Here is a 26,317-nt window from a genome sequence, read left to right as displayed (position 1 = left end):
CTAGCAGAAGACGCGCGCAAAGCTCGATCTGAAGCAGCTACTCTTGGCCAATCGGAGCGGCGGCATGCGACCCGCTGCCGTCAATTGAGCTGTCACCGGCAGTGTCTGCTGTGCAGTGATTGCAATCATTCGCATGCCGGGACGGAGTTCACGGTGCGTGGCATGAAGCTGTTATCGGCTCAGCCAAGTCCACCAACCACCTCATGACACTCCTCGGCCGCTCGAGCCTGCAGAGCATGATCTCTGCGGGTCGCGCGCTCATACCTTGGCGAGGAAGGCCGCCGCATCACCCGCTTCACACTTCCAGTCTGCGAAGACCCCAACCAGATTGCATTCCACGCAGTGGCAAGCGATGTAGTACCAGCGCACGTCATGTGTGCCCTCGTACACGGAGACGCCGGACACCAGCTCGAACACCTCGTTCTCGCACACGCACTCGTGCGCCTCGGGGGCGGCCTCGTCAACGTAGTCCGCGCTGTCGCCCATCAGGTGTTTCTGCCCGCAGTCGGTGCAGGTGCGGATTGCCACGCCGGCTTCTTCATCGGTTTGCAGCGCAAAAGTCCGGCACCCGCAATTGCATTTGGACGAGGCAAACCGGACGGCCTCATGGCGATTTGCAACGCTGTAGCTGCGCAGTTCGGCTTGGGTGTCGCCGGACGTCGTTCCGTACCAGAACTCGCCCTTCTTCGTCAGTGCCATTGATGCTGTTCCATTCTTCAAGGTGGGCTTCCCGGCAGACCTGACGCCAGGCTTGCCCCGATCATCCGGATTTTGCCTCAAGGCACGGTGAATCGTCGTCAAGGGGCCGGGTCGGGGTGCTCTCCGACAAGGGCTGCGGAAATCCTTGAATGCCGATTCTTGGAGAGTACAGCCAGAGTCCATCAAGTTCAGCTGTTGATCGCCGCCGATATTCGGTGTTGAAGCCCTACGTCAGCTCTCAACTGTGGATTCAAGTGCTCATATCGTTCCGAGAAAGCGGTTAAGTCTTGGGGTCTGGCCTGCTTTCGAGTAGCCGCAGGGCTCCTGCTATCAAGGCTTGAGTTCCTTCAATCAGTTCTGCCTCCATTTCTGCCTCTTGCAGTTGCCAGTCCGCTTCCTCAAGCGGCTCCAGGCGGGCTGCGGCATACACCGTGTCGGCTGCAGAGATGCAAAAGAAGGTCACGGTGGAGAGCAGCCAGCGTGATTGTTCCTTGGTGATGCCGTAGGCCTGTGCAATATGGGCCTGATGGGCGCTGATCTTCTCCAGCATGGCCGGTGTGGCCGCCAGGCGGCGAATCACGAAGGGAGTGACGCCGGGGTGCGCTTTTACGAACTGGCGTGTGGACGCAGTGAACCCCATGAGGTATTGCTCTAGCCCGATCTGCTGCGGGCTTGTTGCCTGCGGCAACTCCCAGCGCTTGAAGATTTCTTCTGCAATCAGGTGCTTGAGTGCTTCCAGGCTTGGCACATGCTTGTAGAGCGCCATGTGGCTGACGCCCAGTGCAGCGGCAACGCCGACAAACGTAATGCCTGGAAGGCCGATGGAAATTCCGGCGTCTGCAATTTTCTCTCTGGTGATGGAGCGTGGTCTCCCACGAGTCGAGGGCTTGGATGTGTGGGGCATACGCTTGTTCTCAGTCTTTGGGCGAGATTGTCGGTGATTCACATTACTTGTCGTAGACCTATTGCTTGAATCGTTTTGAATTAGTTTATCATCATGCAACTAATTCGCATCTAGCTTCTCGTTCGCATCTTTGCGAGAGATAGCCTTCTTCCATATTGAATGTCTACCTCTGAATCGCTTGCAGTTGCTGCCGGACCCGCGCAGCCGATCGCTCGGATATTCGCGCCTGTTCGCGGGCGCTTGATGCTTGCCGGTCTGAGCGCTGCGGTTGGCACCATGTTCACGCTGGTGCCACTGGCGGTCATCGCGCATATCGTCAAGCAGGCCTTGCTTGATGACTTGGGTGGCATATGGGTCAGCATCGCTGTCGGAGTGCTGTGCATGTTCGTGGGCATGGGTTTGGTGATCGTCGCCGAGCTGATCGCGCATCTGGCAGACAACCGCCTCACTCACGATCTGCGCATTGCTGTAATCAAGCGGCTATCGCAAGTGCCTCTGGGCTGGTTTACGGCCCGCGCTTCGGGGGAGGTCAAGCAGGCGCTGCAGGACGATATCGCGACGTTGCACAGCTTGACGGCGCATTTCTATACCGCCGTGGGGCGTGCGGCCGGGGCGATTGTGATTGCAGTGATTTATCTGTTTGTGCTGGATTGGCGCATGGCGATCTTTGCGCTTCTGCCATTTCCCGGATTCTTCGTTTTTCTCCAGCGCGCAATGAAAGCCAGCAATGCGCACATGCAGGAGTTCGTTGCACGGCTGGGGCGGATCAACAGCGCTACGGTGGAGTTCGCGGGCGGGATTCCGGTCATCAAGGCCTTTGGTGGAGCGAGTCCGGTCCACGCTGGTTACAGAGATGCCGTGGATGGATTTGCCAGTGCCTTTACGGATTTCACTCGCCCGCTGGTGATCTCCATGGCTCGTGCGCATGCATTGATTGCGCCTGTGACCGTACTGGGTGTGGTGCTGGCTTTTGGCGCTGCGTTTGTCGCCATGGGCTGGATGCAGCCTCTTGATGTATTGCCGTTCGCACTTGTCGCGCCTGGTATTTGTGCGCCACTTTTGCTTTTGCATACCTTGCTGCATGACCTGCAAGGTGCTACAGGTGCGGCCCAGCGCGTGCTGGCATTGCTGGACACTCCGGTGCTGCCGCAACCGGCGCCGGGGCTGCCATCGAATCCTGAAGGCAATGCAGTGCGTTTCGAGCAAGTGGGTTATGCGTATGCGGCAGAGCATCAGGTGCTGTCCGGCATCAGCTTCGACATGCAGCCCGGCACCGTCACGGCCGTGGTCGGCCCTTCGGGTTCCGGGAAATCCACGCTGGCACGTTTGCTGTTGCGGTTTTTCGATCCCTCACAAGGGCGCATCACTCTGGGTGGGGTCGATTTGCGGCAGATCACCAGCACAACCCTGTATCAACGCATTGGCTTTGTACTGCAGGACGTGCAGCTGATTCACGCCAGTGTGCGCGAGAACATTGCACTGGCTCGTCCATCGGCCACTATTGAGGAAATCGAGGCCGCAGCCCGCGCAGCCCACATCCACGATCGCATTCTGGCGTTGCCGCGTGGCTACGACTCCGTGGTTGGCGAAGATGCGCAGCTCTCCGGTGGTGAGCGCCAGCGCCTGAGCATTGCCCGGGCAGTGCTGCTGGATCCGCCCATTCTCGTGCTGGATGAAGCTACCGCATCTGCAGATGTGGAAAGCGAAGCCTTCATTCAGGACGCACTTTCGCGCTTTGCACGCGGGCGCACCTTGCTGGTGATTGCACACCGGCTCGACACCATCGTGCATGCGGATCGCATTCTGGTGCTGCGCGAGGGAGAGATTGCCGAGCAAGGCAGACATGCGCAACTGCTGGCTGAAGACGGCCTCTATGCGCGGCTATGGCAGCTTGGTGCGTATTCCAGCCCGATGTCAAAGAGTGAGCTGACATGCTGAAGACCTTTTTGAAGTTGCTGGGTGATGATTCACGCCTGCTGCGCCGTTATGCATGGATGGCTGTGGCCTACGGTGTGCTGTGTGGTCTGACGATGGCGGCGCTGCAACCGCTGCTGACGCATTGGTTGCAAGGTGACTGGCGTGCAGCCATGGGCTGGCTTTGCGTGCTGCTGCTGGGCGTGCTGCTGTCATGGATGGCCAGACGTGTAGTGGAGCAGGCGGGCATCCGTGTCGGCGTGGCGGTTCTGCAAAGCGGACGCCATCGCCTGGGCCTCCATATGGCGAGCCTGCCTATAGGTTGGTATACGCCCAAGAACACCGCGCGCATCGGCCATGTGGTGACGCAGGGGATGATGGGCATCGCGCAATTGCCAGCGCATGTTTTCACTCCGCTCATCAGTGGTGCGGCCACGGCCGTGATCGTGTTGGTGGCACTGCTGGTTGTGAGTCCGGTCCTGGGGCTCACTGCGCTGATTGCGCTGCCATTGCTTGCAGGATCGTTCGCATTGACCTCGTCGATGTCGGCGCGCGCCAATGCCGCTTTCCAGCGTGACTTTGCCCAAGCCAGTCAGCGTGTGGTGGAGTTTGCGCAGGCCCAATCCGTGCTGCGCGCGTTCAGCGGAGATGGCCGCAGCACACGCTTTGTGGAGCAGGCCATCACCGAGCAACGTCAATCCGGACTGCGGCTGGTGGTGTTGTCATCGCTGTCCTCCGTATTCTGTGTATGGACCGTGCAGCTGATCTTTGCCGTGCTGCTGGTGGTCGCGATATCCGGTTTGAACGCAGCATCCGGTGGCTCTTTGTCCACAGCGCAAATCATTGCCTTGACGGTTGCGTTATTGCTTGTGGTGCGTTTTATCGAGCCCTTGCAGGAAATCGCCGGCTACGCAGAAGTGCTTAGGAGTGCAGGCTCGCAGCTGCAAGCAGTGCAGGAGCTATTTGCCGTGCAGCCGCTGCCGCAACCGAAGCAGGCAACACTTGTTGGCGATTCTTCCGTGGAGTTGCGTGATGTGCGGTTTCAATATCCCGGGTCTGCAGATGAAGTGCTGCACGGTGTGAGCTTGCATGTGCCGCCGCGCAGCATGACGGCGCTGATAGGTGCATCTGGTTCCGGCAAGTCCACGGTGATGCGACTGATCGCCCGTTTCTTCGATGCCACGCAGGGCGAGGTCTTGATCGCAGGCGTGGATGTCCGTGACATTGGCGATGCGCAACTGGCCGGGCAAATCAGCCAGATCTTTCAGGATAGCTATCTGCTTGGCGGCAGCATTGCCGACAACATCCGCATTGGCAAATCGGACGCCAGCGACGCGCAAGTTCTGCAAGCTGCGCATCAGGCCGGGCTTGATGAAGTCATTGCGCGATTGCCAGACGGGGTGCTGACGATGGTGGGCGAAAACGGCGCACGTCTTTCCGGAGGCGAGCGACAGCGCATAGCGATTGCCCGGGCCTTGATCAAGGAGTCCCCCATCCTGCTGGTGGATGAAGCCACTGCTGCGCTGGACGCAGAGAACCAGTCCATCATCGCTCAAACACTTGCACGGCTGAAGGGGCAGCGCACGCTCATCGTGATCGCACACCAGCTCTCCACCATTGCCATGGCCGATCAGATTGTGGTGCTGGAAGGCGGCGGTGTGGTAGAGAGCGGATCACCTGCGCAGTTGAAGGCAAGGCAGGGGCGCTATGCCCAGTTGCTTGCGCAGAGCCGCGCTGCCAAAGGCTGGCGCATGGACGCCGTGCAGATGTCCGGGAATGTCGTGTGATGCGCAAGCGTTGGTTGCTGGTGTTTGCTGTGCTGTGCGTGGTGTCCGTTCTGCTGGGGGCGCGGCAGATGGTGTGGTCGGATCTGCTTTCATTCTCCGGCGATGCCTGGCTCACCCTGACTGCAAGCCGCTTGCCGCGTTTGGCGGCGCTGGTGCTCACGGGGGCGGGTCTGTCGGTGTGCGGCGTGATCCTGCAGCACATCGTGCGCAACAAGTTTGTGGAGCCGGGCACCACAGGAGGGCTGGATGCGGCCAAGCTCGGTATCTTGGTGGCGCTGACCGTGATGCCTGCTGCGGGAACCTTGAGCCGGATGCTGTTTGCGCTGGTGTTCTGCCTGATGGCAAGTCTGCTGTTCATTGCCGTGATCCGGCGCATCCAGTTTCGCAATCTGGTGCTGGTGCCCGTCGTCGGTCTGATGTACGGCAGCGTGCTCACCTCCATTGCCGAGTTCTATGCATACAGCCACAACATCCTGCAAAGCATGCAGGGCTGGTTGCTGGGTGACTTTTCCCGCGTGGTGCAAGGCCATTACGAGATTCTCTACCTCATTTTTCCGGTGGTGATGCTGGCCTATCTGTATGCGCACCGCTTCACTGTGCTGGGCATGGGCGAAGACATGGCCACGAGTCTGGGCCTGGGTTATGCAGCCACGGCCACCCTCGGTTTGGTGCTGGTGGCATTGACGATTTCAGCCACGGTGATTGCCGTGGGGGCGATTCCTTTTGTGGGCCTTGTCGTGCCCCAGATGGTGGCCATGCGCTGTGGTGAGAACTTGCGACGCACATTGCCACTGGTGGCTTTGGGAGGTGCATCCCTGCTGCTGGTCTGCGACATTGCAGGCCGCCTGGTGATGTACCCGTTCGAGGTGCCTATCGGCCTTACTGCCGGTGCGGTGGGCGGTGTGATGTTCCTGGCGCTGATTGTGCGGGGACTTCGCTGATGCGCATGTCGTTGACCAAGACCTGCTGGTTTGCAGCGCTGTCGATTGCACTACTGGCGCTTGCTTTTGTGCTGCTGGGCTCCGGACTGGATACGGATTATGTGATCCCCAAGCGCCTTGTACGCCTTGCATCGATTGTCATTGGCGGCATCTGCGTGGCTGTGTCGGCCATAGTGTTTCAGGCGCTGGTGAACAACCGCATTCTGACGCCCTCCATCATGGGTTACGAGGCCGTGTATCTGCTGTGGCAGGCCATGCTGCTGTTGCTGCTGGGTACACATGGCTTGAGCATGCTTGGCGTACACGGGAATTTCCTCGTCTCCGTGCTGCTGATGCTGACCTATTCATGGGCACTTCAATGGTGGCTGTTGCGCCGCGGCCGCAATGATGTCTATGTGCTGCTGCTGCTCGGTCTGGTGCTGACCATGGTGATCGGCACGTTCACCCAGTTTGTGCAACTGCGCATCAGCCCCGGCGAGTTCGCAGTGTTTCAGGGCGTGAGCTACACATCCTTCAATCGTGCCAAGCCGCAGACTTTGCTCTATGCCGGCATTGCGGTGGCGGTTGCCTGTGCCGTGGTCCGCAAGACGTTGGCGGTGCTGGATGTGCTGGCTCTGGGGCGTGAGCAGGCCATTTCTCTGGGCGTGCCGCATGGCCGGTATTTGCAGCTCTACCTGGCGCTGATCGCCATTTTGGTGGCGCTGTCCACCAGCCTTGTGGGACCCACGGCCTTCATGGGCATCTTTGTGGCCAACATCGTCTACGCCCTGGTGCCGAATGCACGCCACCGCGTCACGCTGCCGCTGGGGTGTGCGGTTGCCATTGCCATTTTTCTTGCCGCTCAACTGCTGGTTGAGCATGTTTTCAACTACAAGACCACCGTCAGCATTCTGGTGAATCTGGTGTGCGGTGTGTATTTCCTGGCACTGATTGTGCGCAAACGGGGTGCAGCATGATGGGTGTCAACCATCTTTCCAAACAATATGGCGGCAGGACGGTGTTGTCAGACGTGAGCGTGGAGTTTCCTGCTCAGCGCGTCACATCGCTGATCGGACCCAATGGTGCGGGGAAGTCCACGCTGCTCATGCTGATGGCGCGCTTGCTGGAGCCCAGCAGCGGTGCGATTATGTGGCAGGCACGTGACGTCAGCCGAATTCCCGTTGCCGAATACGCACGGCATGTTGCCACGCTGCGTCAGGCCCCCGGCTTCAATATGCGCCTGACGGTGGAAGAGCTGGTCGCTTTTGGACGTTTCCCGCATAGCCGTGGAGCGCTGACTGTTCAGGATCGCCGAGCCATGGATGAGGCAATCGCCTTTCTGTCTTTGGAGTCGCTGCGTCACGCTTTCATCGATGAGATCAGTGGCGGTCAGCGGCAGATGGCATTTCTCGCAATGACGATTGCGCAGCAGACAGATGTGCTGCTACTTGACGAGCCACTCAACAACCTCGACATGAGGCACGCCGTACAGATCATGCGCGCACTGCGTCGCCTCTGCGACGAGCAGGGCCGCACCGTGATTCTGGTGATTCACGATATCAACTTTGCGGTCAATTACTCGGACCACATAGTCGCTCTCAAGAGCGGAGCCCTGTGCTTTTGCGGCCCCGCTCAGGACGTGGTGACCGAGACGCGCATGGCCGATCTGTACGAGCTGGATTTCGAGATCACGCGCAATCAGCGTGGCTGTTTCTGCAATTACTTCACATCCAGGGAAGATCACTCATGAATTCGTTGCGCAGGCAACTCCTGCTCTCTGCTGCCGGCATGGCGGCTTTGTCCTCCGCGCCCGGCATGGCTCACGCCTATGAGCCTATTTCCATCCGTCACAAACTGGGCACCACGCTTATCAAGCGTCTGCCGCAGCGTGTGGCTGCGCTGGAGATGAACGAGGTGGACTTCCTCGATCAGCTTGGCGTGCCCGTTGCGGGAATGGTGAAGGACTACGTTCCCCATTTCCTCGCCAAGTACAAGGGCGACGCCAAAGTGCAGGATCTCGGCGCCATCGTACAGCCCAATCTGGAGCGTGTGCACGCGCTGCGGCCGGATCTCATCCTGATGACATCGCTGCAGGCCGGCAAATACGAGGAGCTGGCTGAAATTGCCCCCGCCTTGTACTACGAGGTGGACTTCAAGAACAGCGAGAAGGGACATATCGAAGTCGTCAAGAACCATCTGCTGACCCTGGGCCGCATATTCAACAGGGAAGGGCTTGCCAGCGCCAAGGCTGCAGAGCTGGATGCGCATGTCCAGCAGGTGCGGCGCATCACGCAAGGTCGGCCGGAGCGGGCCATGATCGTGTTGCACAACAACGGAGCTTTCAGCTCTTTCGGTCTGCAATCGCGTTACGGCTTCGTGTTCAGCGCGCTGGGCGTGAAGCCCGCAAGCTCTGCGCTGGAAACCAGTCTGCATGGGCAACCCATCTCCAGCGAATTCATCCAGCAGGCGGATCCGGAGATCCTTTATGTGGTGGATCGCACTGCGGTGATGGAGCGCCGCCCCGTCATCAATGCCGATGGCATTGCCAATCCCTTGCTGCGCCAGACCAAGGCCTGGAAGAACGGTCGCGTGGTGTTTGTCGATGCAGATGCCTGGTACACCACAGGCGCCAGCCCAAGCTCACTGAAGCTGTTGTTTAGCGATGTGCTCAAGGGCTATTCGCGCTGATCGCTTCTTTATTTGTCGTAGCCAGGTTCATACCCAGCCAGCAGTTCTATTAAGCATGCGGTGCAAAAACGTCATGCATGTATCGACAGGAATCGGGTATGCCCAAGAACCCAGGTCTCATTTCACAAAACTCTCTGACGACTCCTCCATTTGCGCGCCGGCGCAGCGTGATGTGCCCCTATGTGCTGCTGGGACTGGCCATGGGCAGTCAACTGGCGGGAGCGGCGCACGCCCAAGTGCAAACCAGCGATGCCGAGGCCACTCTGCCACAGGTCACCGTGCAAGAAAAAGTCGCTCCCGTTACCGCTCCTTATGCGGGGGGGCAGGTCAATTCCGGCGGTCGTGTCGGCCTGTTGGGAGACAAGGACTTCATGGAGACGCCCTTCAACACCATCAGCTATACCGAAAAGTTCACGCAGGATCGTCAGGCACAGACCATTACCGATGTGATCTCAGCCACCGATCCCACGGTGTTCAGCAATGGGGTTGCAGCGTCATGGAGCGAGAACTACTCGATTCGCGGTTTCTCTTCGGGCAGCTCTGACATGACGCTGGGCGGTCTCTATGGCATGGCACCGTACTACCGCACCACGCCGGAGATGTTCGAGCGCATCGAAGTCCTCAAAGGACCGTCCGCATTGCTCAATGGCATGCCCCCTGGAGGATCAGTGGGGGGATCCGTCAACCTGGTTCCCAAACGCGCTGCCAGCGATCCCATCACGCGGCTGACTACCACCTATATGTCGGATTCGCAGTTTGGCGGCCATATTGATCTGGGACGCAGATTTGGCGCAGACAAGCAGTTCGGCATCCGCTTCAATGGTGTTTACCGTGGAGGTGAAGGGGCGGTAAACCAGCAGGACAAGAAATCCAGGCTTGCCTCGCTGGGCCTTGACTGGCGCGGCGATCGAGCCCGGATCTCCGCCGACTTCTACTCCAGCGATGACCGCGTGAACGGCGTGACACGCGGTATCAGTCTGGCCCCGGGTGTAGCCATTCCCAGGCCGCCCAAGCCTGAGACCTTGCTGAACCCCAACTGGTCGCATGTGCACAACCAGGACAAGGCGGCGATGGTGCGCGGTGAATTCGATGTGAACGATCAGGTAATGGCTTACGCGGCCTTCGGCGTCAGCAAAACCGACTATGAATACAACGGCGCGATGTCGGCTCAGGTGCTCAACGCTGCGGGCGATTTCAAGACCGCCATGGGACAACTGGCCTTCGAGCAGAAAAAGCGTTCGGCTGAAATTGGTCTCAAGGGAAGGCTCCAAACCGGAGCCATCAAGCATCAATGGGCGCTCAATGCAACGCACTATGCTCACAAGCAGGACGACTATGGGCGCCGCAGCGTGCCGGGTGCAGACTGGACCACCAACCTCTACAACCCGGTCTGGGGGCCGGAAGCGCCCTTTGTTGCGCCGCACATCTCACACACCGAGGTGCGCCTGAGCAGCTATGGTCTGGCGGACACCATGTCATTTGCCGAAGATCGCGTGCAACTCACCCTGGGTGTGCGCCGCCAGCAAGTGGTCAGCGACGCCTTCAGCATCACCACGGGGGCGCGGACCTCGCGATATGACCAAAGTGCCACATCGCCTGCTGCGGCATTGCTGTTCAGGGCGACGGAGCATGTTTCGGCCTATGCCAATTACATCGAAGGCCTGAGCCAGGGCGCAACCGCACCAATGACCGCTGCAAACGCGGGTGAAGTGTTTGCGCCTTACAAGACCAAGCAGAAAGAAGTGGGTGTCAAACTTGATCTTGGGGAATTTGCGCACACGCTCAGTCTGTTCGAGATCACACGCCCCAGCAGCTATACGGACCCGGTCACCAATATCTTCTCGTTCGGCGGGGAGCAGCGCAATCGCGGCATCGAATGGGGTTTCTGGGGATCACCGCTGCGTGGCGTACGCATGATGGGCGGGATTGCCTACACCGCCCCCAAGCTGACGCAGACTGCAGGCGGTGTCAATCAGGGCAAAGTCGCCACGGGTGTACCCAAGCTGCAAGGAAAATTGGGTGCTGAATGGGATGTTCCTGCCATTCCTGGGCTGACTGTTACAGGTAATGCAACGGCGGTGTCCAAGCAATATATCAGTGCGGACAACAGCCTTTGGGCGGCAGGTCGTGTGACCTACGACATCGGTGCACGCTATGCAACCAAGGTCGCCGGCAACCCAGTCACGTTTCGTGCGACGGTGCTGAACGTTTCCAACAAGGCCTATTGGGGCATGCCACTGCTGTCCAGCTTGGCACTGGGGGCGCCACGTACGCTTGCACTGTCGGCAACGGTTGACTTCTGACGCGAGCGTACTGGAGGGGGGCTGGAGTTTGCAGCCAGGCCTCTGGTCTCCAGGTCGACGACGCTCTTGCTAATTCCGAACAGATACGGATCCGAGATCCTTTGACGACGGCCGCGCAGCGAATGCATCTGTGCGGCCGCTTTTCATGTCTGTGATGACGCCCGGCCGGACCGGATCTGGCCTGGCAGAGGGCTGTGCCCGCTGGGCGGTGGGGCTTCTTAATAAGTGAGAATGGGTATCATTTATGTAGAATCGTTGCATTTCCAATGCACGAGAGACTTCGGTGCCCATCCACGCCAACAGCATCGCCAGTGAAGCACTTGGCAGCATGTACACACTGCACAACCGCTGGCTGATCTCCTGGCTGCAGCGCAAGCTTGGTGACCGCTGCGATGCGGCAGACATTGCGCAGGACACATTCACGCGCATTTGGACAACTGCCAGAACGCAAGCAATCGAAGACATCAGAGAGCCCAGGGCTTATCTGACAACCGTTGCCAGGCGATTGATGATCAATCACCTGGAACGCCGCTCGCTTGAACAGGCATATCTTGCCTCCTTGCAGCTGTTGCCTGAGGCTACCGCGCTCTCCGCGGAGGCCCGAGCTATCTTGCTGGAGACCCTGGAAGAGCTGGATGCATTGCTGGGAGAGCTTCCAACGAAAGTTCGCACTGCATTCCTGCTTTCACAGCTCGAAGGGCTTGCTTATGAGGAGATCGCCACGCAGATGCAAGTAAGCGTGCGTACGGTCACCCGCTATATGGCGCAAGGCTTCCGGCAATGCCTGCGTGTGATGCTGGATGCCTGAAATGAGTGCAATCGATGCAAGCATTCTCGATGAGGCCGCTCAATGGCTGGCTCGCCGGCATGCATCGGACTTCAGCGAAGCTGAGCAGGCCGAGCTTGCTCGATGGCGCAGCCTCAGTGCAACTCACGAGGAAATCTGGCAACGCATAGAGCAGCTGAAATTCCGAATGGATAGTGTTCCTTCGGCAGTTGGCATGGCCGTTCTGGATCGTCCACGTGCTGCAGGAAATCGCCGGCAGATTCTGCGTGCATCGGCACTCGCTCTGGCAACTCCAATGCTTGGCTGGCTCTCCTACCGCTATCTGCCATGGCACATCTGGAATGCGGACTTCAGAACAGCAACAGGCGAGCGACGCGAACTGACCTTGGCTGACAACAGTCAGGTGCTGTTGAATACGGCTTCCGCAATAAGCGTTCAGTTCGATGGCAAAGAACGTCTGATCCAGCATCTTGCTGGTGAGATTCTGGTGGAAACCGCACACCTGAGCGAATACAAGACTTTGCCCTTTGTTGTCCAGACTGCCGATGGGCGGCTGCAGGCACTGGGCACCAAATTCATCGTTCGAAAGCATGCGCGAAGCACGACGTTGTCGGTGCTGCAAGGCGCGGTGCAGGTAATGCCTGCGCATTCCAGGCAATCCCTTGTCGTGCAGGCTGGCGAGCAAGTGAACTTCGATGCTCACAAGGCGGGGGCCTTCACTTCGCTGCCGCCCCACGCCGATGCCTGGACTCGGGGTGTGTTGTATGCCGAGAACATGCGCCTGGCTGACTTCCTGGAGGAGTTGCAGCGCTATCGCGAAGGAATCCTGCGCTGTGATCCAAGTGCTGCTGAGCTGCTCGTGTCTGGCACATTCCATTTGCGCGATACAGATCGCATTCTCGAGTTGCTGGCTCGGACCATGCCAATCCATAGGCAGCAACGCACCCGTTACTGGATAACCGTCACGCGTTCCTGAAGTTTCTCAGGATCTGGCTCTCGCATGCCGTCCTCCGAAATTCAGGTGGCAGCGATGACTCTGTCAAATCGCTGTCCTGTTTTTCAATCTCGCCTGTCAAGTGCATCAAGACCCGTTTATTGACAGCCAAGAGGATTGAGTAGATGCCTGAAAAATACGTCCGGAAACTCAACAGGAACGCCAAAGCGACGCGACAGCACCCGGTCGCAACGGCAGTCGGAGGAATTCTTGTTGCCATCGTCGGCACAACCGCTATCGGTTTGCTCATGCCAGCGGCTTACGCTGCAGATCAGGTTACCAGTCCTGCGCAGAAGTCCTATCAGGTATCCGCTGGCCCGCTCGGTCCTGCACTGATGGATTTTGCAGCTCAGGCAGGCATCAATCTCAGCGTGGACCTGAGCAGACTCAAGGACAAGCGTACAGCCGGCCTGTCTGGTTTCCACACCGTCGATAGCGGTTTTGCACATTTGCTGGAAAGCTCGGGACTGAATGCACTTCGTCTAAGTGAAGGCAACTATGCACTGGAAGTCCCGGGGACCACCAAGGCATCCATCGAGCAAAAGAGCAGTGCTTCCGTGCCCGCCAGCGACCAAGGCTCTCCCGAACTTGCCGCCGTTACGGTGATGGCACGTACCCAGAATAATCTCGTTGCGCCGTCTAGGCAGGTCAGTATTCTCGAAGGTGAAGAAGTTCAGCAACTTCGGCAAGGCTCCGACAGTCTGGCAACCATGCTCAGCAAAGTCGTCCCAGGGATGGCAGATTCCAGCCACACAATCACCGACTATGGGCAGACTCTGCGTGGCCGGAACATGCTTGTCCTCGTGGACGGCGTTCCGCTGAACACCAATCGCGACTCATCCAGAAACCTCGCCAACATCAACCCAGCGGACATCGAACAGATCGAGGTGCTTCGCGGCAGCAGCGCCATCTACGGCAGCGGCGCAGCAGGCGGCATCATCTCTGTGCGTACCAAACGCCCATCGGGCGAGACCAAAGCAGAGACCATAGTGACGGGATCTGCACCGCTGTCCAAACTCAGAGGCGCCGGGCTTGGAGCTGAAATCCAGCACTATCTTTCTGGCGGCGGCGATGTGGTCGACTATTCCGTCAGCCTGGGCGCCAAGCATGTCGGAGGCTCATTCGATGCCAAGGGGCGCCGCATTGCACCCGAGCCTAGCCAGGGAGACTTGTTCGACTCCGATATTTACAACGCGTCCGCCAAGATCGGCTTCAAGCTGGACGCAAATCAACGGCTTCAGTTCTCCGCGAGCCATTACAACGCCAGCCAGGACACCGACTATGCATCCGATCCGTCAGTGGCCCGCTTGCCCGCAGGTACGGCTGCAGCCAGGCCTATCAAGGGCTTGGTACTTGCAGATCAAAACCAGATCAAGAACACCATGCTGGGTCTTGACTATGAGAACCGCGATCTCGCGGGCAGCGCCGTGGCGGCTCAACTCTATTACCGGGATTTTTATACACGCTTTGCGCCCTTCGATGCACGCGCCGTTCCTGTGCGAGGCGCCAACGTCGATCAGTCGATGCAGAACTCCGATGTGTTCGGTGGTCGCCTGACCATCAAAACACCTCTCGGACAAGAGAAGAACACCTTGCTGATCTGGGGTGCGGACTTCAATCACGAGCGCACCGACATGCCGATCGATATCTTTGATCCCAAGGCCTATGACGCCAGTGGAGGTCTGGTGTTCAACAAGATTGGCCGCTTGATCTATATGCCTCAGGTCACGACCCGAAGCATTGGCGCCTTTGCCCAGTTGCAACACAAATTCAGCGATCAGTGGTCTGTGGAGGGCGGGGCGCGCTACGACCGAGCTCAGGCCAGCTTCAACGACTTCACCCCTTTGTCGCAATCTAAATTGCCCAGCCCCCAGTCCGTGGCTGGCGGCACCGTTAAATATGGCTCATGGTCTTACAACCTGGGCACGGTTTTTGCACCTGTCAAGGGGCACGAGTTCTATGCGTCCTACAGCCAGGGCTTTGAGCTGCCGGATATCGGGGTCGTGGTACGCAATGCCACAGCGGGCTTCAACATCGGCAACTCCAACCTGCAGGCAGTCAAAACAGATACCGTAGAAGTCGGTTGGCGCGGGAAGTTTTCCAACGTCATTGCCAACCTGGGAGCCTTTCAATCGAGCTCCGACCTCGGCGCCGTGCAGAGCTTCAACAACGGACTCACGCTGCTGCGAACCAAAGAAAAAATCCGGGGGATCGAAGGTGGCCTCGACTACTTCAGCGACGATGACCGCTGGAGCAGCGGTGGGAGCATTACCTGGATGAAGGGTCGTGAACTCCCGCAGGGCTCAAGCCTTTATCAGGACATGACGGGCTATCGTATTCCGCCCCTCAAACTGACTGCCTATGTGGAATACCGTCCCAATGCCAGCTGGAGCCACCGCATCCAGGCAAGCACATATGCCTCCAAGGATTACCGCCTGGATGGCAAGACCAGCTTTGGGCGCCATGACACCAGAGGCTACACCACAGTGGACTTGATCAGCCAATGGAAAATCGATTCCAAGAACCGCGTATCGCTCGGTGTGGAAAACCTGCTCAACCGCAACTACTTCCCGCTATACAGCCAGCTGCTTCGCAATAACAACAACACCAGCCGCCTGCCTGCAGCGGGCACGGTATTGCGAGTCAGCTATGCACACACTTGGTAGATGCGCGTCATACCAGCCGATCGAAGAATGGCGATGATTTGCGACAGCAGCGCCTGATCTGATTGAGCTGTTTTGACGGCGAGGTACTGCATCTGCTGCTTGCCGTATTCTTGACAGCGTTCCCTGAGAGTCTGCCGCCCTTAGCTGAACTCCTGCGTCCGGTAAGGAATGACGGCTATCGGCAACCCATGGTCGACGGGCAAAAAGATGCAGCGATATGAGGCGCCTGGACGTGTCTGTTTCAGTGGGCTGAATGGTGTTTACGACATTGTCGATCTGGAATATCGACTTGTCAGGTGCAAAGGGCCGCAGTTTCGACTGCGGCCCTTTTTGCTGCTCGGCCTGGCTTGTTGACTTGGCTCAATATGAGCTGGGGCAAAGCCCGGCACAGTGTGGCGCATATGTTCACCATGCCCTCCATGTCGCAAATCGCTTCCACGTTTGGGCAGCCTGAGAGCTTTGCTCCAGGCTCTTGGCTCAGGCAACGTCGCCAACCCCTCGATTCGGTGCTGTATCTGGAAAGCGGCAGCGTTATGCTCGGGGTCGGGCAGGATTCAGCCATGCGCCATCAGCTGGGGCAGGTGGAAGGGCCGACTTGGCTGGATGCCGCTTTTGCGCTGCAAGAGCGTCCTTCCTGCCTCGATATGCAGGCGCAGACGGCTGGGCGCATCTACATCATTCCGCTGGCGCGCTTTCTAAGCTCTGTGGCGGAGCTCGCTCCTGCCGTGCAGCACTTGCTCAAAGATCTGGCCGGGGCCTATTGCGCGCAGACCGAGCTGGCGGTCAGTCGCCTGGCTCAGGACGCCGAAGCTCGCTGCGCCCAGTGGCTGCTGAACCATGCGAGCCCGGGGGGAAATGGCAATGCCCTGCATGTCACGCTCAAGGCACGCAAGCGCCTGATTGCAGCGCAACTGGGTATTGCGCCGGAAACATTCTCACGCGTGCTCAGGCAGTTGCGAGAGCATGGGCTGATTGCCGGGCGAGGCAATGTCATTGAATTACCCAAACCCGGCGCACTGGAGGTGCTGGCGCTGGGGTAAATACTGGGCCGGGTTGCAGGCCATGCAGCGCTTGGCTTGTGCTCTGAGCAGGAGCTTGCGGCGTAGCATTTGTCGACAATCTCCGGGGTTTCCTCTCGTTGGGTTGCAGACATCGGCTCTCTATATTGAGGCCCATGTCAGATGCTGTCTTCTCCCTGCAAGCAGAGCCGCCATGGGTTGCACCGTCGCAGCCAGAGGAGGTTGCTGCCGCGCCACAGTCTGGGCGGATACGCATAGGCCCGGGCCCCATGCTGCGCAGCATGGTGCTTGTTGCCATGATTGCCGTGCTGTTGGTTGGAGCTGGCGCTGCGGGCTGGGTGGCTTATTCCCTGCGTCGGGCGGTCATGGACGGAGCGCTGCCGGCACAGACCAAAGCGTTGGAATACGCGGTTCGTTCGCTGGCCTTCAGAGTCGAGCAGCAGCAAAAACCCCTACATAGTCTGTCCTCTGTGCTGGCGGGCCATATGCATGATTCTCAGGAGTCACTGCAGGCCATGCTCAAGCAGCCCACCTCCATGGCACAGCAGTATGAGCAACTTCAGCTGGCTGATGGAAAAGGGCAGTTGCTGGTCAATTTGCATCAGGAGCAGGCGCTGGCCGCAGAACAGCTTGAAGAGCCGCTGCGCGAAGTGCTCAAGCGGTCATTGGCAGAGGGCAAGCCGATCACTCAAGCCTGGGTGCGTCCCGGTGATGCGGGCCTGCAGCTGGAGTTTCAGAATGTCGTGCCGGTGCGTGATCTGCAAGGCAAGTTGCAGGGCGTTCTTGGCGGTAGCTACCGGACGCCTTTGTCAGTGTTGTTTTCACTGGAAGTCGCCTCTGCCGAAGCGGGTAGCCAGCTGCTGCTGATCGACCGTGACCTGCGTCCGCTGGCTCTCAGCAGCAAAGGGCAGTGGCAATTGCCCCCTGCCTTGGCCGATGCTGCGCTGCCTCGCGGGCTGGATCAAGCTTGGCTCAAGACCGCTCAGACCGGTGCGGTCAGTGAGCAGAGAAATAACCAACTCTGGAGCGCCATGCCGCTGCCTTGGGCGCAATGGACTCTGCTGAAAGTCAGCAACGTTCAGGAATGGGTGCCGGGAGTCTCGGTCAAGATGATGGGCTGGCTGGCCACGGCCCTGCTGGTACTGGCTGGACTGCTTGGAGCGGTGCTTTGCCTGATCGCCTATCCGCTGACGGCCTTGTTTCGCTCGGCAGAGCAGGCTTCTCGACGCGGGCTGATGCTGGAAGTGGACTCGGCCAGCCGCAGGGGCAACTGGTGGCATGGCCTGTCCGATCATGACTGGGGAGAGGCCCAGACCCTGCGCACTGCATTGCAGGCCCTGGGCGGTGGATATGAGGCGCATGGCGAGCTGGAGCGTGATTTGCAGATGCAGTTGCAGACGTTGATGGACTATGCCCCCGTAGGTTTGATCGTGACGCATGGCTCAACGGTGCAGCGTGTGGGCATGCAGGCCGCCAGAGTACTTGGCTATCAGCCTCAGGAAATGCAGGGCCTGGCTGTGCGTGGTCTGTGTGCCAGCGATGCCGACTATGAGGATCTGATGGGGAGGGTCCGGCGGGCTCTGGATACTTATGGGCAGTTTGATAGCGAAGTCTGCTTGGTACGCAAGGATGCAAGGCCGGTATGGGTGCGAATTCACGGTCAGAGCATGCAGCGCATGCACAGGGCCTGGGAGCAGTCGGGCAAGGCGCTGGATGGTCAATACCTGGTCTGGGAGCTGGAGGATGTGACCACGCAGCGGCAGTTGCGCGAGCAATCGAGCTGGAAAGCCATGCACGATCCCTTGACCCGCCTGCCCAACCGAACGGCGTTTGCTCTGCGGCTCAAGGAATGGCTGCGCGAATATACGACTCCCGACTATCTGGAGAGTCTGGGAGGTGCGAATGTGACCGCCCGTTCGCAGAGCGAGCCCAAAGCGCATGGCATCGTGTTGTATGTAGACCTGGACCACTTCTCTCAGGTCAATCGCCAGGGCGGGCGTGAAGTGGGTGACGAGGTGCTCGGCCATATTGCGCGCCTGATCGAGTCCACGGTGCGGCCCCATGGCTGGGTGGCCAGGGTTGGAGGCGATGAATTTGCCATTCTCATGGCCGGAATCAGCCGTGAGGAGGGAATGCGCCATGCGCAACTGCTGTGCATGGCCATCCAGGACTGGGAGGGCTCCTACCAGGGGCAGCGCTATATGTTGAGCGCCAGCATCGGCATGTTGCTGCTGGATGCCAGCTACCACACGGCGGCCAGCGCCTTCAAGGGGGCCGATATGGCCTGCTACGCCGCCAAGCGCAAGGGGCGCAACCGTGTGGAAGTGATGACCGCAGCAGTCTGAGTCGGATTGCGCATACTGAATTCAAGGCAGATATGACAGCCTAGAGGGCAATCCCTTGGCTGCTCAAAGGGGCTGACTGAGTTACGCTCTGCGGCTGCTTTGTATACAAAAATGGATGAGGCTGGCCGTGCCACAGCGCCCGGATGCCCATGACCTATGCGTGACCAGACCTTGTTCGACAAGATAGATTTGCACCTGATCAGGGTGCTGCACACGGTGCTGACGGAGCGCAGCGTCTCCCGTGCGGCGCTGCGGCTGGGCATGCACCAGCCGGCGGTGTCTGCAGCCCTGCGGCGTCTGCGCGAGCTCGCTGGCGACCCTTTGCTGGTGCGTTCCGGGGCACAGATGCAGCCTACCGATGTGGGGCTGCGCATGGTGCAACCCTCGGCAGACATCCTGCGTGCAGCCGAGGGGCTGTTCAGCGATGCGCGGCAGTTTGACCCGCGCACCTCGACTCGTACTTTCCGCATTGCGGCCAGCGACTATCTGGATCCCCAGTTCCTGCCACGGCTGATGTCGGCCATGAAGGCCCAGGCCCCGCATTGTCCGGTGGACTTCCTGCCGCTGAGCGCCGAGGCGCATTACGAGGGGCAACTGGCCGATGGCGAGATCGACGTCGTCATCGGCAACTGGCCGCAGCCTCCGGAGGGCCTGCACATGGCCAAGCTGTTCGAGGACGAGGTGGTCTGTCTGGTCAGTCCCAAGCATCCGGCAGTGCGCAGGGGCTGGGACGTGCAGCAATGGCTGCAGGCCGAGCACATTGCGCCAACCCCGGCCTATCCCGGTGCCCTGGGCGTGATAGATGAACAGTTGGCAGGCATGGGTTTGAGCCGCCAGGTGGTGGCACGCTGCGCGCATTTCAGTCTGATTCCCGACATGGTGGCATCAAGCTTGCTTGTCATGACCTCGGGCAGATTGTTCTGTGAGCGTTTCAGCGAACGTCTGTCCCTGGCCATACTGCCTTGCCCTGTGGAATTCCCTCCGCTGGTCTATTACCAGCTCTGGCATGCGCGTTCGCATGCTGGTGCCGCCACACGCTGGCTGCGAGAGGTGGTTCGCAATGTTGCACTAACGCTGCGAAATCAATAGCTTGTATCGTATTCCTGTTCAGCGCGTAGAGCCTGTTTGAGTCAATTTGTTATTTGAATTGAGAGACAATCCAGCGATGAATCCCCCCCCGACACATTCCCCATCTGCGAGTGCGCCTGCGCGTTTGCAGTTGGAGGGTATTACCAAGCGGTACCCGGCTGTGATTGCAAACAGCAAGGTATCGCTGAAAGTTAAGCCCGGCGAGATCCACGCCATTCTGGGCGAAAACGGCGCTGGCAAGTCCACGCTGATGAAGATCATCTACGGCGCGGTCAAGCCTGACGAGGGAGCGATCCTGGTCGACGGCAAGCCGGTGCAGATCCGCAATCCGCAGGAAGCCCGGGCACTGGGCATTGCCATGGTGTTCCAGCATTTCAGCCTGTTCGACACGCTGACCGTGGCCGAGAACGTCTGGCTGGGCCTGGACAAGAGCATCGCACTGGCCAAGGTGATCGAGAACATTCAGGCCACGGCCCGTGATTACGGGCTGGAGGTGGACCCGCATCGTCCCGTGCACACGCTTTCCGTCGGCGAAATGCAGCGCGTGGAAATCATCCGCGCCCTGTTGACCAATCCCCGGGTGCTGATTCTGGACGAACCCACCTCGGTGCTCACGCCCCAGGCCGTGGAGATGCTGTTTGTGGTGCTGCGCCGCCTGGCCGCGGAAGGTTGCTCCATCCTCTATATCAGCCACAAGTTGCATGAAATCCGCTCGCTGTGCACGGCCTGTACGGTGCTGCGCGGCGGGGTGGTGACGGGGGAGTGCAACCCGGCCAACGAGACCAATGCTTCGCTGTCGCGCATGATGATCGGCTCGGAGCCGCCGGAGCTGGAGCACCGTACGGCGAATACCGGCGATACCGTGCTGCGTGTGCAGGGCCTGTCGCTCAGAAGCCAGGATCCCTTCGGTGTCGATCTGCAGAGCATTGCGCTGCAGGTGCGTGCGGGCGAAGTCGTCGGCATTGCAGGCGTCTCCGGCAACGGCCAGAAAGAGCTGATGTATGCGCTGTCCGGCGAGGACACACGCGCCGAGGCAGAGGCTGTGCAGTTGCTGGGCAAGGGCGTGGGACGCATGGGGCCGAGCCGGCGCCGTGGCATGGGCCTGCATTTCGTGCCGGAAGAACGGCTGGGGCGCGGGGCCGTGCCCAGCATGGGCCTGGCCCACAACCTGTTGCTGACGCGCAAGACCGCAGTCGGCAAGGGCGGCTGGATTCGCATGGCGGCGCTTCAGTCGCAGGCGCGGGACATCATCGGTCGCTTCAACGTCAAGGCCGGCGGCCCGAACTCGGCCGCGCAGTCGCTGTCGGGCGGCAATCTGCAGAAGTTCATCGTGGGTCGTGAAATTGATGCCAAGCCGCGTCTGCTCATCATCTCTCAGCCCACCTGGGGGGTGGATGTGGGGGCTGCTGCGCAGATTCGGGGCGAGATTCTCAAGCTGCGCGACCAGGGTTGCGCCGTGCTGGTGGTCAGCGAGGAGTTGGACGAGTTGTTTGAGATTTGTGACCGCCTGCATGTGGTGGCCAAGGGCCGCCTGAGTCCTTCGGTGGATAGAACAGCTGCCACTGTGCAGCAGATTGGTGAATGGATGAGCGGGCTGTGGGATGCGTCGGCGGTGCAGGGAGGTGCCCATGCTTAAGCTGGAACAACGTCCCCAGGCGTCCAAGTTCTGGACCTATGGCTCGCCAATTCTGGCGTTGCTGATCACCGTGCTGGTCGGGGTCTGCCTGTTCGCCCTGCTGGGCAAGGATCCGGTCAAGGGCTTGCAGGCCTTTTTCTGGGAACCCATCAGATCGGGCTATGCCCTGGGCGAGCTGGCTGTCAAGGCCACGCCTTTGCTGCTGATTGCGCTGGGGCTGGCCGTATGCTTTCGCTCCAATGTCTGGAATATCGGTGCCGAAGGCCAGTTCGTCATCGGGGCGGTGGCTGCAGGAGGCATTGCCTTGCTGGCAGACAAGACCACAGGGCCCTGGATCGTGCCGGCTATCCTGATCGCCGGCATGCTGGGTGGCATGCTCTGGGCGGGCATCGTGGCCTTGCTGCGCGACCGCTTCAACGCCAACGAAATTCTGGTCAGCCTGATGCTGGTCTATGTGGGCACGCTGGTGCTGGGCTATCTGGTCTATGGTCCCTGGAAGGACCCCATGGGATACAACTTCCCGCAGACCAAGAGCTTTGAGCGCGTCACGCAGATTCCTCGGCTGGTGCAGGGAATGCGCATGAATATCGGCGTCATCATCTCGCTGGTGGGAGCCGGCCTGCTGTGGGCATTTCTGTTTCGCACGCGTGCGGGTTTCGCGTTGCAAGTCGGCGGCCTGGCGCCGTCGGCGGCACGCTATGCCGGCTTTTCCTCGCGCAAGGCGCTGTGGACGGCGCTGCTGATTTCCGGCGCTACAGCTGGTCTGGCGGGGGCGCTGGAAGTCGCTGGCCCCTTGGGTCAGCTCACGCCCTATGTGCCCGCTGGCTACGGCTTTGCGGCCATCATCGTGGCCTTTGTGGGGCGCCTGCATCCTGTGGGCATGATTTTCTCGGCCATTCTCATGAGCATGTTTTATATCGGTGGCGAGCTGGCGCAGTCGCGTCTGGGCCTGCCCAAGGCGCTGACCGGCGTCTTCCAGGGTCTGCTGCTGTTCGCGCTGCTGGCTTGCGACACGTTGGTGGCCTATCGCATCCGCTGGGTGGCGAAGAAGGTCGGCGGCGCCATTTCTGCAGTGAAGGGAGCCTGATTCATGGAATCCTATGCACTGCTGCTGGGCTCCACCCTCAGCGCCGGCACTGTTCTGGCGCTGGCGGCCCTGGGCCTGCTGATCAATGAAAAATCGGGCATCGTCAATCTCGGCGCCGAAGGCATGATGCTTTGCGCCGCCATTGCCGGTTTTGCCGCTACCGTGCACACCGGCAATACCTGGGTGGGCTTTGGTGCGGGCATGCTGGCAGGGGCCTTGCTGGCCGCCATCTTTGGCGGGCTGGTGATCTGGTTCAACACCAACCAGTACGCAACCGGTCTTGCGCTGTCGCTGTTCGGCGCGGGCTTTTCGGCATTTGTAGGCCTGGGCTATGTACAGGCCAAGCTGCCCGAGCTGCCCAAGTACTCCATTCCTGGTCTGGCAGATCTGCCGCTCGTGGGCCCGGCCTTGTTCACGCTGCACCCGCTGGTATACGGTGCCATCGTGCTGGCCGCCCTGATGGTCTGGTTTCTGTACCGCACGCGTGCGGGCCTGGTGTTGCGCTCGGTCGGCGAGTCGCCATCCTCGGCCCATGCCCTGGGCTACCCCGTGCGCCGCATCCGTCTGATGGCCGTGATGTTTGGCGGTGCCATGTGCGGTCTGGCGGGCGCCTTCATCTCCGTGGTCTACACGCCGCTGTGGGTGGAGAACATGGTTTCGGGCCGAGGCTGGATCGCTTTGGCGCTGACGACTTTCGCGACCTGGCGGCCGGCCCGTGTTCTGCTGGGCGCCTATCTGTTTGGCGGCGTGACCATGTTGCAGTTCCATCTGCAGGCCACTGGGGTTCAGGTGCCCAGCCAGATTCTGTCCATGCTGCCCTACCTGGCCACCATCGTGGTGCTGGTGCTGATCTCGCGTAATCCGACCTGGATTCGAGCCAATATGCCGGCTTCCCTGGGAAAACCCTTCTACCCTGGAGCGTGATGCCCAAATGTGGTGCAATCCGTTTTTCAAAAATAATGAGAGGACAACTTCAATGACAACTCTGGGCAAACGCGCTCTGATCAAGATGATCGGCCTGTCGGCTGTTTCCATGGCTGTGCTGACCGCTTGCGGCAAGAAGGAGGAAGCACCTGCAGCTCCCGCCGCCGCACCTGCGGCAGCTCCTGCTGCCGACAAGCTCAAGATCGGCTTCATGTATGTGAGCCCCATCGGCGACGGCGGCTGGACCTACCAGCACGAGCTGGGCCGCAAGGCCATCCAGGAGAAGTTCGGCGACAAGATCGAGACTTCCATGGTCGAGAGCGTGCCAGAGTCTGCAGACGCCGAGCGCGTGATGCGCGACATGATCGGCCAGGGCAACAAGCTGGTCTTCGCCACCAGCTTCGGCTATCAGGACTTTGTGCAAAAGGTCGCCGCAGACGTCAAGGATGTGAAGTTTGAGCACGCCACCGGCTACAAGACGGCCGACAACGCAGCCGTGTACGACACCAAGACCTTTGAAGGCGCTTATCTGGCCGGCATCGTGGCAGGTGCCATGACCAAGACCAAGACCGTGGGCGTGGTGGCTTCGGTGCCAATCCCCGAAGTGGTGCGTAACATCAACAGCTTTGTGCTGGGCGCCCAGAGCATCGATCCCTCCATCAAGGCCAAGGTGGTCTGGGTGAACGAGTGGTTTGCTCCTCCCAAGGAATCCGAAGCCGCCAACAGCCTGATCAACGGCGGCGTGGACGTGATGTACCAGAACACCAACTCTCCCGCCGTGCTGAAGACGGCTGAAGAGCGCGGCGCTCGTGCCTTCGGCAAGGACGGCGACATGAGCGGCTTCGCGCCCAAGGCTCATCTGGGCTCGGCCGTGATCGACTGGACTCCCTACTACAGCAAGGTGGTGGAGGACACGCTGGCCGGCAAGTGGCAGACCGGCAACTTCTGGTGGGGTGTGAAGGAAGGCGCCATCGACCTGAAGAAGATCGCTGACGACGTACCCCAGGAAATCAAGGACAAGGTTGAGAAGGCTCGCGCCGGCCTGAAGGACGGCTCCTTCGCCGTCTGGACAGGTCCCATCAAGGACAACACAGGCAAGGAATTGCTGGAAGCCGGCAAGGTTGCCGATGATGCCTGGCTGCGCAGCATCAACTTCTATGTGAACGGTATCGAGGGCAAGGTGCCCGGTGCCAAATAAGCACTGTTTGCGGGGCGCCTGAGCAGCGTCCGATCAAAGGCCCTGAGGGGCCTTTCTTTTTGCGCTGTCGTTTTCAGGATACCTATCTGCAATTTGGCGCAGTTTATGCATATATTGCCCAAGGTGTAACCGGTACCCATGGGATTGCGCTCCTATCGGTTTCAAACCTCACTCTTTGTTCCAAGGAAACTTTAATGACTGATTTGCACAAGCGTTCATTGATCAAGGTCGCCGCACTGACGGCTATTGCCTCGGCCGCTCTCGTAGGCTGCGGCAAGAAGGAGGAAGCAGCTGCGCCGGCAGCAGCCCCCGCTGCCGCTCCTGCAGCCGCTGCTCCGGAACCCCTGAAGATTGCTTTTGCTTATGTCGGCCCGGTGGGCGACGGTGGCTGGTCCTTTGCCCATGACCAGGCCCGCAAGGCTCTGGAAAAAGAGTTCGGTGACAAGATCAAGACAAGCTATGTGGAGAGCGTGCCCGAGGGCGCCGATGCTGAGCGCGTGCTGCGCGACATGGCTTCGCAGGGCAACAAGCTGGTGTTCGGTACCACCTTCGGCTATATGGACGTGATCCAGAAACTGGCCCCCGAGTTCGCCGACGTGAAGTGGGAGCACGCCACCGGCTACAAGACCGCGGCCAATGTCAGCACCTATGACAGCCGCACTTACGAAGGTGCCTATCTGGCCGGCATCATTGCCGGTGGCATGACCAAGTCCAACACCCTGGGCGTGGTGGGCTCGGTGCCGATTCCCGAAGTGATCCGCAATATCAACAGCTTCACGCTGGGTGCCCAGTCCGTGAATCCCAAGATCAAGACCAAGGTGGTCTGGGTCAACGAATGGTTCAGCCCTCCCAAGGAGACTGAAGCTGCGACCAGCCTGATCAATGGCGGCGCCGACATCCTGTTCCAGAACACCGATTCACCCGCAGTGCTGAAGACGGCCGAGGAAAAGGGCAAGCGTGCCTTCGGCTGGGATTCGGACATGACGGCCTACGGTCCCAAGGCTCACCTGGGCTCGTCCATCATCAACTGGGCTCCTTACTACATCGATTCCACCCGCAGCGCGCTGGAAGGAAAGTGGAGCAGCCGTCAAACCTGGTGGGGCGTCAAGGAGGGTGTGATCGACATCGTGTCCCTGGCTGACGACATTCCTGCCGAACTCAAGGCAAAGGTTGAGGACGTGAAAAAGGGACTGAAGGAAGGTACATTCACCATCTGGAAGGGCCCTATCACCGGCCAGGACGGCAAGGAGCTGATCGCTGCCGACAAGGTTGCCGATGACGGTTTCCTCAAAGGCATCAATTTCTACGTCAAGGGCGTGGAAGGCAAAGTGCCAGGTGGCGACGCCAAGTAAGCACT

Annotated in this window: 20 protein-coding genes; 18 read left to right on the top strand and 2 right to left on the bottom strand. The window is 59.7% G+C overall.

Translation table 11 applies throughout. From position 1 onward, the window contains the following. Positions 1–258: 258 nt before the first annotated feature. Both DFO48_RS22995 and DFO48_RS22990 read right to left on the bottom strand, forming a co-directional pair. Positions 259–699: a hypothetical protein gene (locus DFO48_RS22995; RefSeq protein WP_003073300.1), complete on the bottom strand. Its 441-nt coding sequence runs from the start codon at positions 697–699 to the stop codon at positions 259–261. A gap of 280 nt (positions 700–979) precedes the next feature. Continuing rightward, complete coding sequence (locus tag DFO48_RS22990) at positions 980–1,603, bottom strand: TetR/AcrR family transcriptional regulator (protein ID WP_114864877.1); 624 nt, start codon at positions 1,601–1,603, stop codon at positions 980–982. Positions 1,604–1,762: 159 nt separating this feature from the next. Between DFO48_RS22990 and DFO48_RS22985 the strand changes: the two genes are divergently transcribed. The 18 genes from DFO48_RS22985 to DFO48_RS22900 all read left to right on the top strand — a co-directional run bounded on the left by DFO48_RS22985 (position 1,763) and on the right by DFO48_RS22900 (position 26,312). Continuing rightward, the gene (locus DFO48_RS22985) at positions 1,763–3,541 is read left to right on the top strand and encodes an ABC transporter ATP-binding protein (protein ID WP_114864876.1); all 1,779 of its coding nucleotides are present in this window, start codon (positions 1,763–1,765) and stop codon (positions 3,539–3,541) included. Beyond that, on the top strand, positions 3,535–5,304 hold the full coding sequence (locus DFO48_RS22980) for an ABC transporter ATP-binding protein (protein WP_114864875.1): 1,770 nt from the start codon (positions 3,535–3,537) through the stop codon (positions 5,302–5,304). Before DFO48_RS22985 ends, DFO48_RS22980 begins: the two co-directional genes overlap by 7 nt. Beyond that, a complete protein-coding gene (locus DFO48_RS22975) occupies positions 5,304–6,245 on the top strand; it encodes an ABC transporter permease (protein ID WP_114864874.1) in 942 nt (313 codons plus the stop codon). Before DFO48_RS22980 ends, DFO48_RS22975 begins: the two co-directional genes overlap by 1 nt. Continuing rightward, positions 6,245–7,201 carry an iron chelate uptake ABC transporter family permease subunit gene (locus DFO48_RS22970; protein ID WP_114864873.1) on the top strand — a complete coding sequence of 319 codons (957 nt, stop codon included), beginning with the start codon at positions 6,245–6,247 and terminating at the stop codon, positions 7,199–7,201. The genes DFO48_RS22975 and DFO48_RS22970 overlap by 1 nt, the downstream gene beginning before the upstream one ends. Beyond that, positions 7,198–7,974 carry an ABC transporter ATP-binding protein gene (locus tag DFO48_RS22965; RefSeq protein WP_199407040.1) on the top strand — a complete coding sequence of 259 codons (777 nt, stop codon included), beginning with the start codon at positions 7,198–7,200 and terminating at the stop codon, positions 7,972–7,974. The genes DFO48_RS22970 and DFO48_RS22965 overlap by 4 nt, the downstream gene beginning before the upstream one ends. Next, positions 7,971–8,912: a siderophore ABC transporter substrate-binding protein gene (locus tag DFO48_RS22960; protein ID WP_114864872.1), complete on the top strand. Its 942-nt coding sequence runs from the start codon at positions 7,971–7,973 to the stop codon at positions 8,910–8,912. Before DFO48_RS22965 ends, DFO48_RS22960 begins: the two co-directional genes overlap by 4 nt. A gap of 98 nt (positions 8,913–9,010) precedes the next feature. Continuing rightward, on the top strand, positions 9,011–11,215 hold the full coding sequence (locus DFO48_RS22955) for a TonB-dependent siderophore receptor (protein WP_114864871.1): 2,205 nt from the start codon (positions 9,011–9,013) through the stop codon (positions 11,213–11,215). Between the two features lie 328 nt (positions 11,216–11,543). Continuing rightward, positions 11,544–12,023: a sigma-70 family RNA polymerase sigma factor gene (locus DFO48_RS22950; protein ID WP_003073318.1), complete on the top strand. Its 480-nt coding sequence runs from the start codon at positions 11,544–11,546 to the stop codon at positions 12,021–12,023. 1 nt (position 12,024) lies between these two features. After that, positions 12,025–12,978, top strand: coding sequence for a FecR domain-containing protein (locus DFO48_RS22945; RefSeq protein WP_003073320.1), 954 nt, complete (start codon positions 12,025–12,027; stop codon positions 12,976–12,978). A gap of 143 nt (positions 12,979–13,121) precedes the next feature. Further along, positions 13,122–15,662: a TonB-dependent receptor gene (locus DFO48_RS22940; protein WP_114864870.1), complete on the top strand. Its 2,541-nt coding sequence runs from the start codon at positions 13,122–13,124 to the stop codon at positions 15,660–15,662. Between the two features lie 401 nt (positions 15,663–16,063). After that, the gene (locus DFO48_RS22935; RefSeq protein WP_114864886.1) at positions 16,064–16,702 is read left to right on the top strand and encodes a Crp/Fnr family transcriptional regulator; all 639 of its coding nucleotides are present in this window, start codon (positions 16,064–16,066) and stop codon (positions 16,700–16,702) included. A gap of 134 nt (positions 16,703–16,836) precedes the next feature. Next, positions 16,837–19,026 (top strand): diguanylate cyclase domain-containing protein, encoded by a 2,190-nt coding sequence (locus DFO48_RS22930; protein WP_233506498.1) that lies wholly within the window; start codon positions 16,837–16,839, stop codon positions 19,024–19,026. Between the two features lie 156 nt (positions 19,027–19,182). Continuing rightward, the gene (locus DFO48_RS22925) at positions 19,183–20,115 is read left to right on the top strand and encodes a LysR family transcriptional regulator (RefSeq protein WP_003067150.1); all 933 of its coding nucleotides are present in this window, start codon (positions 19,183–19,185) and stop codon (positions 20,113–20,115) included. A 76-nt stretch (positions 20,116–20,191) separates the two neighbouring features. Further along, entirely contained in the window at positions 20,192–21,751 is a 1,560-nt protein-coding gene (locus DFO48_RS22920) for an ABC transporter ATP-binding protein (protein WP_114864869.1), read from the top strand. Beyond that, on the top strand, positions 21,744–22,838 hold the full coding sequence (locus tag DFO48_RS22915; RefSeq protein ID WP_114864868.1) for an ABC transporter permease: 1,095 nt from the start codon (positions 21,744–21,746) through the stop codon (positions 22,836–22,838). The genes DFO48_RS22920 and DFO48_RS22915 overlap by 8 nt, the downstream gene beginning before the upstream one ends. 3 nt (positions 22,839–22,841) lie before the next feature. Next, the gene (locus tag DFO48_RS22910) at positions 22,842–23,762 is read left to right on the top strand and encodes an ABC transporter permease (RefSeq protein WP_114864867.1); all 921 of its coding nucleotides are present in this window, start codon (positions 22,842–22,844) and stop codon (positions 23,760–23,762) included. Between the two features lie 52 nt (positions 23,763–23,814). Beyond that, the gene (locus DFO48_RS22905) at positions 23,815–24,960 is read left to right on the top strand and encodes a BMP family ABC transporter substrate-binding protein (protein WP_003073334.1); all 1,146 of its coding nucleotides are present in this window, start codon (positions 23,815–23,817) and stop codon (positions 24,958–24,960) included. Positions 24,961–25,154: 194 nt separating this feature from the next. Beyond that, positions 25,155–26,312, top strand: coding sequence for a BMP family ABC transporter substrate-binding protein (locus DFO48_RS22900; protein WP_034353641.1), 1,158 nt, complete (start codon positions 25,155–25,157; stop codon positions 26,310–26,312). Positions 26,313–26,317: the final 5 nt, after the last annotated feature.

The organism is Comamonas sp. AG1104 (assembly GCF_003350425.1).
Lineage (GTDB): Bacteria > Pseudomonadota > Gammaproteobacteria > Burkholderiales > Burkholderiaceae_C > Comamonas > Comamonas testosteroni.
This window is presented reverse-complemented; position numbering and strand designations above follow the sequence as displayed.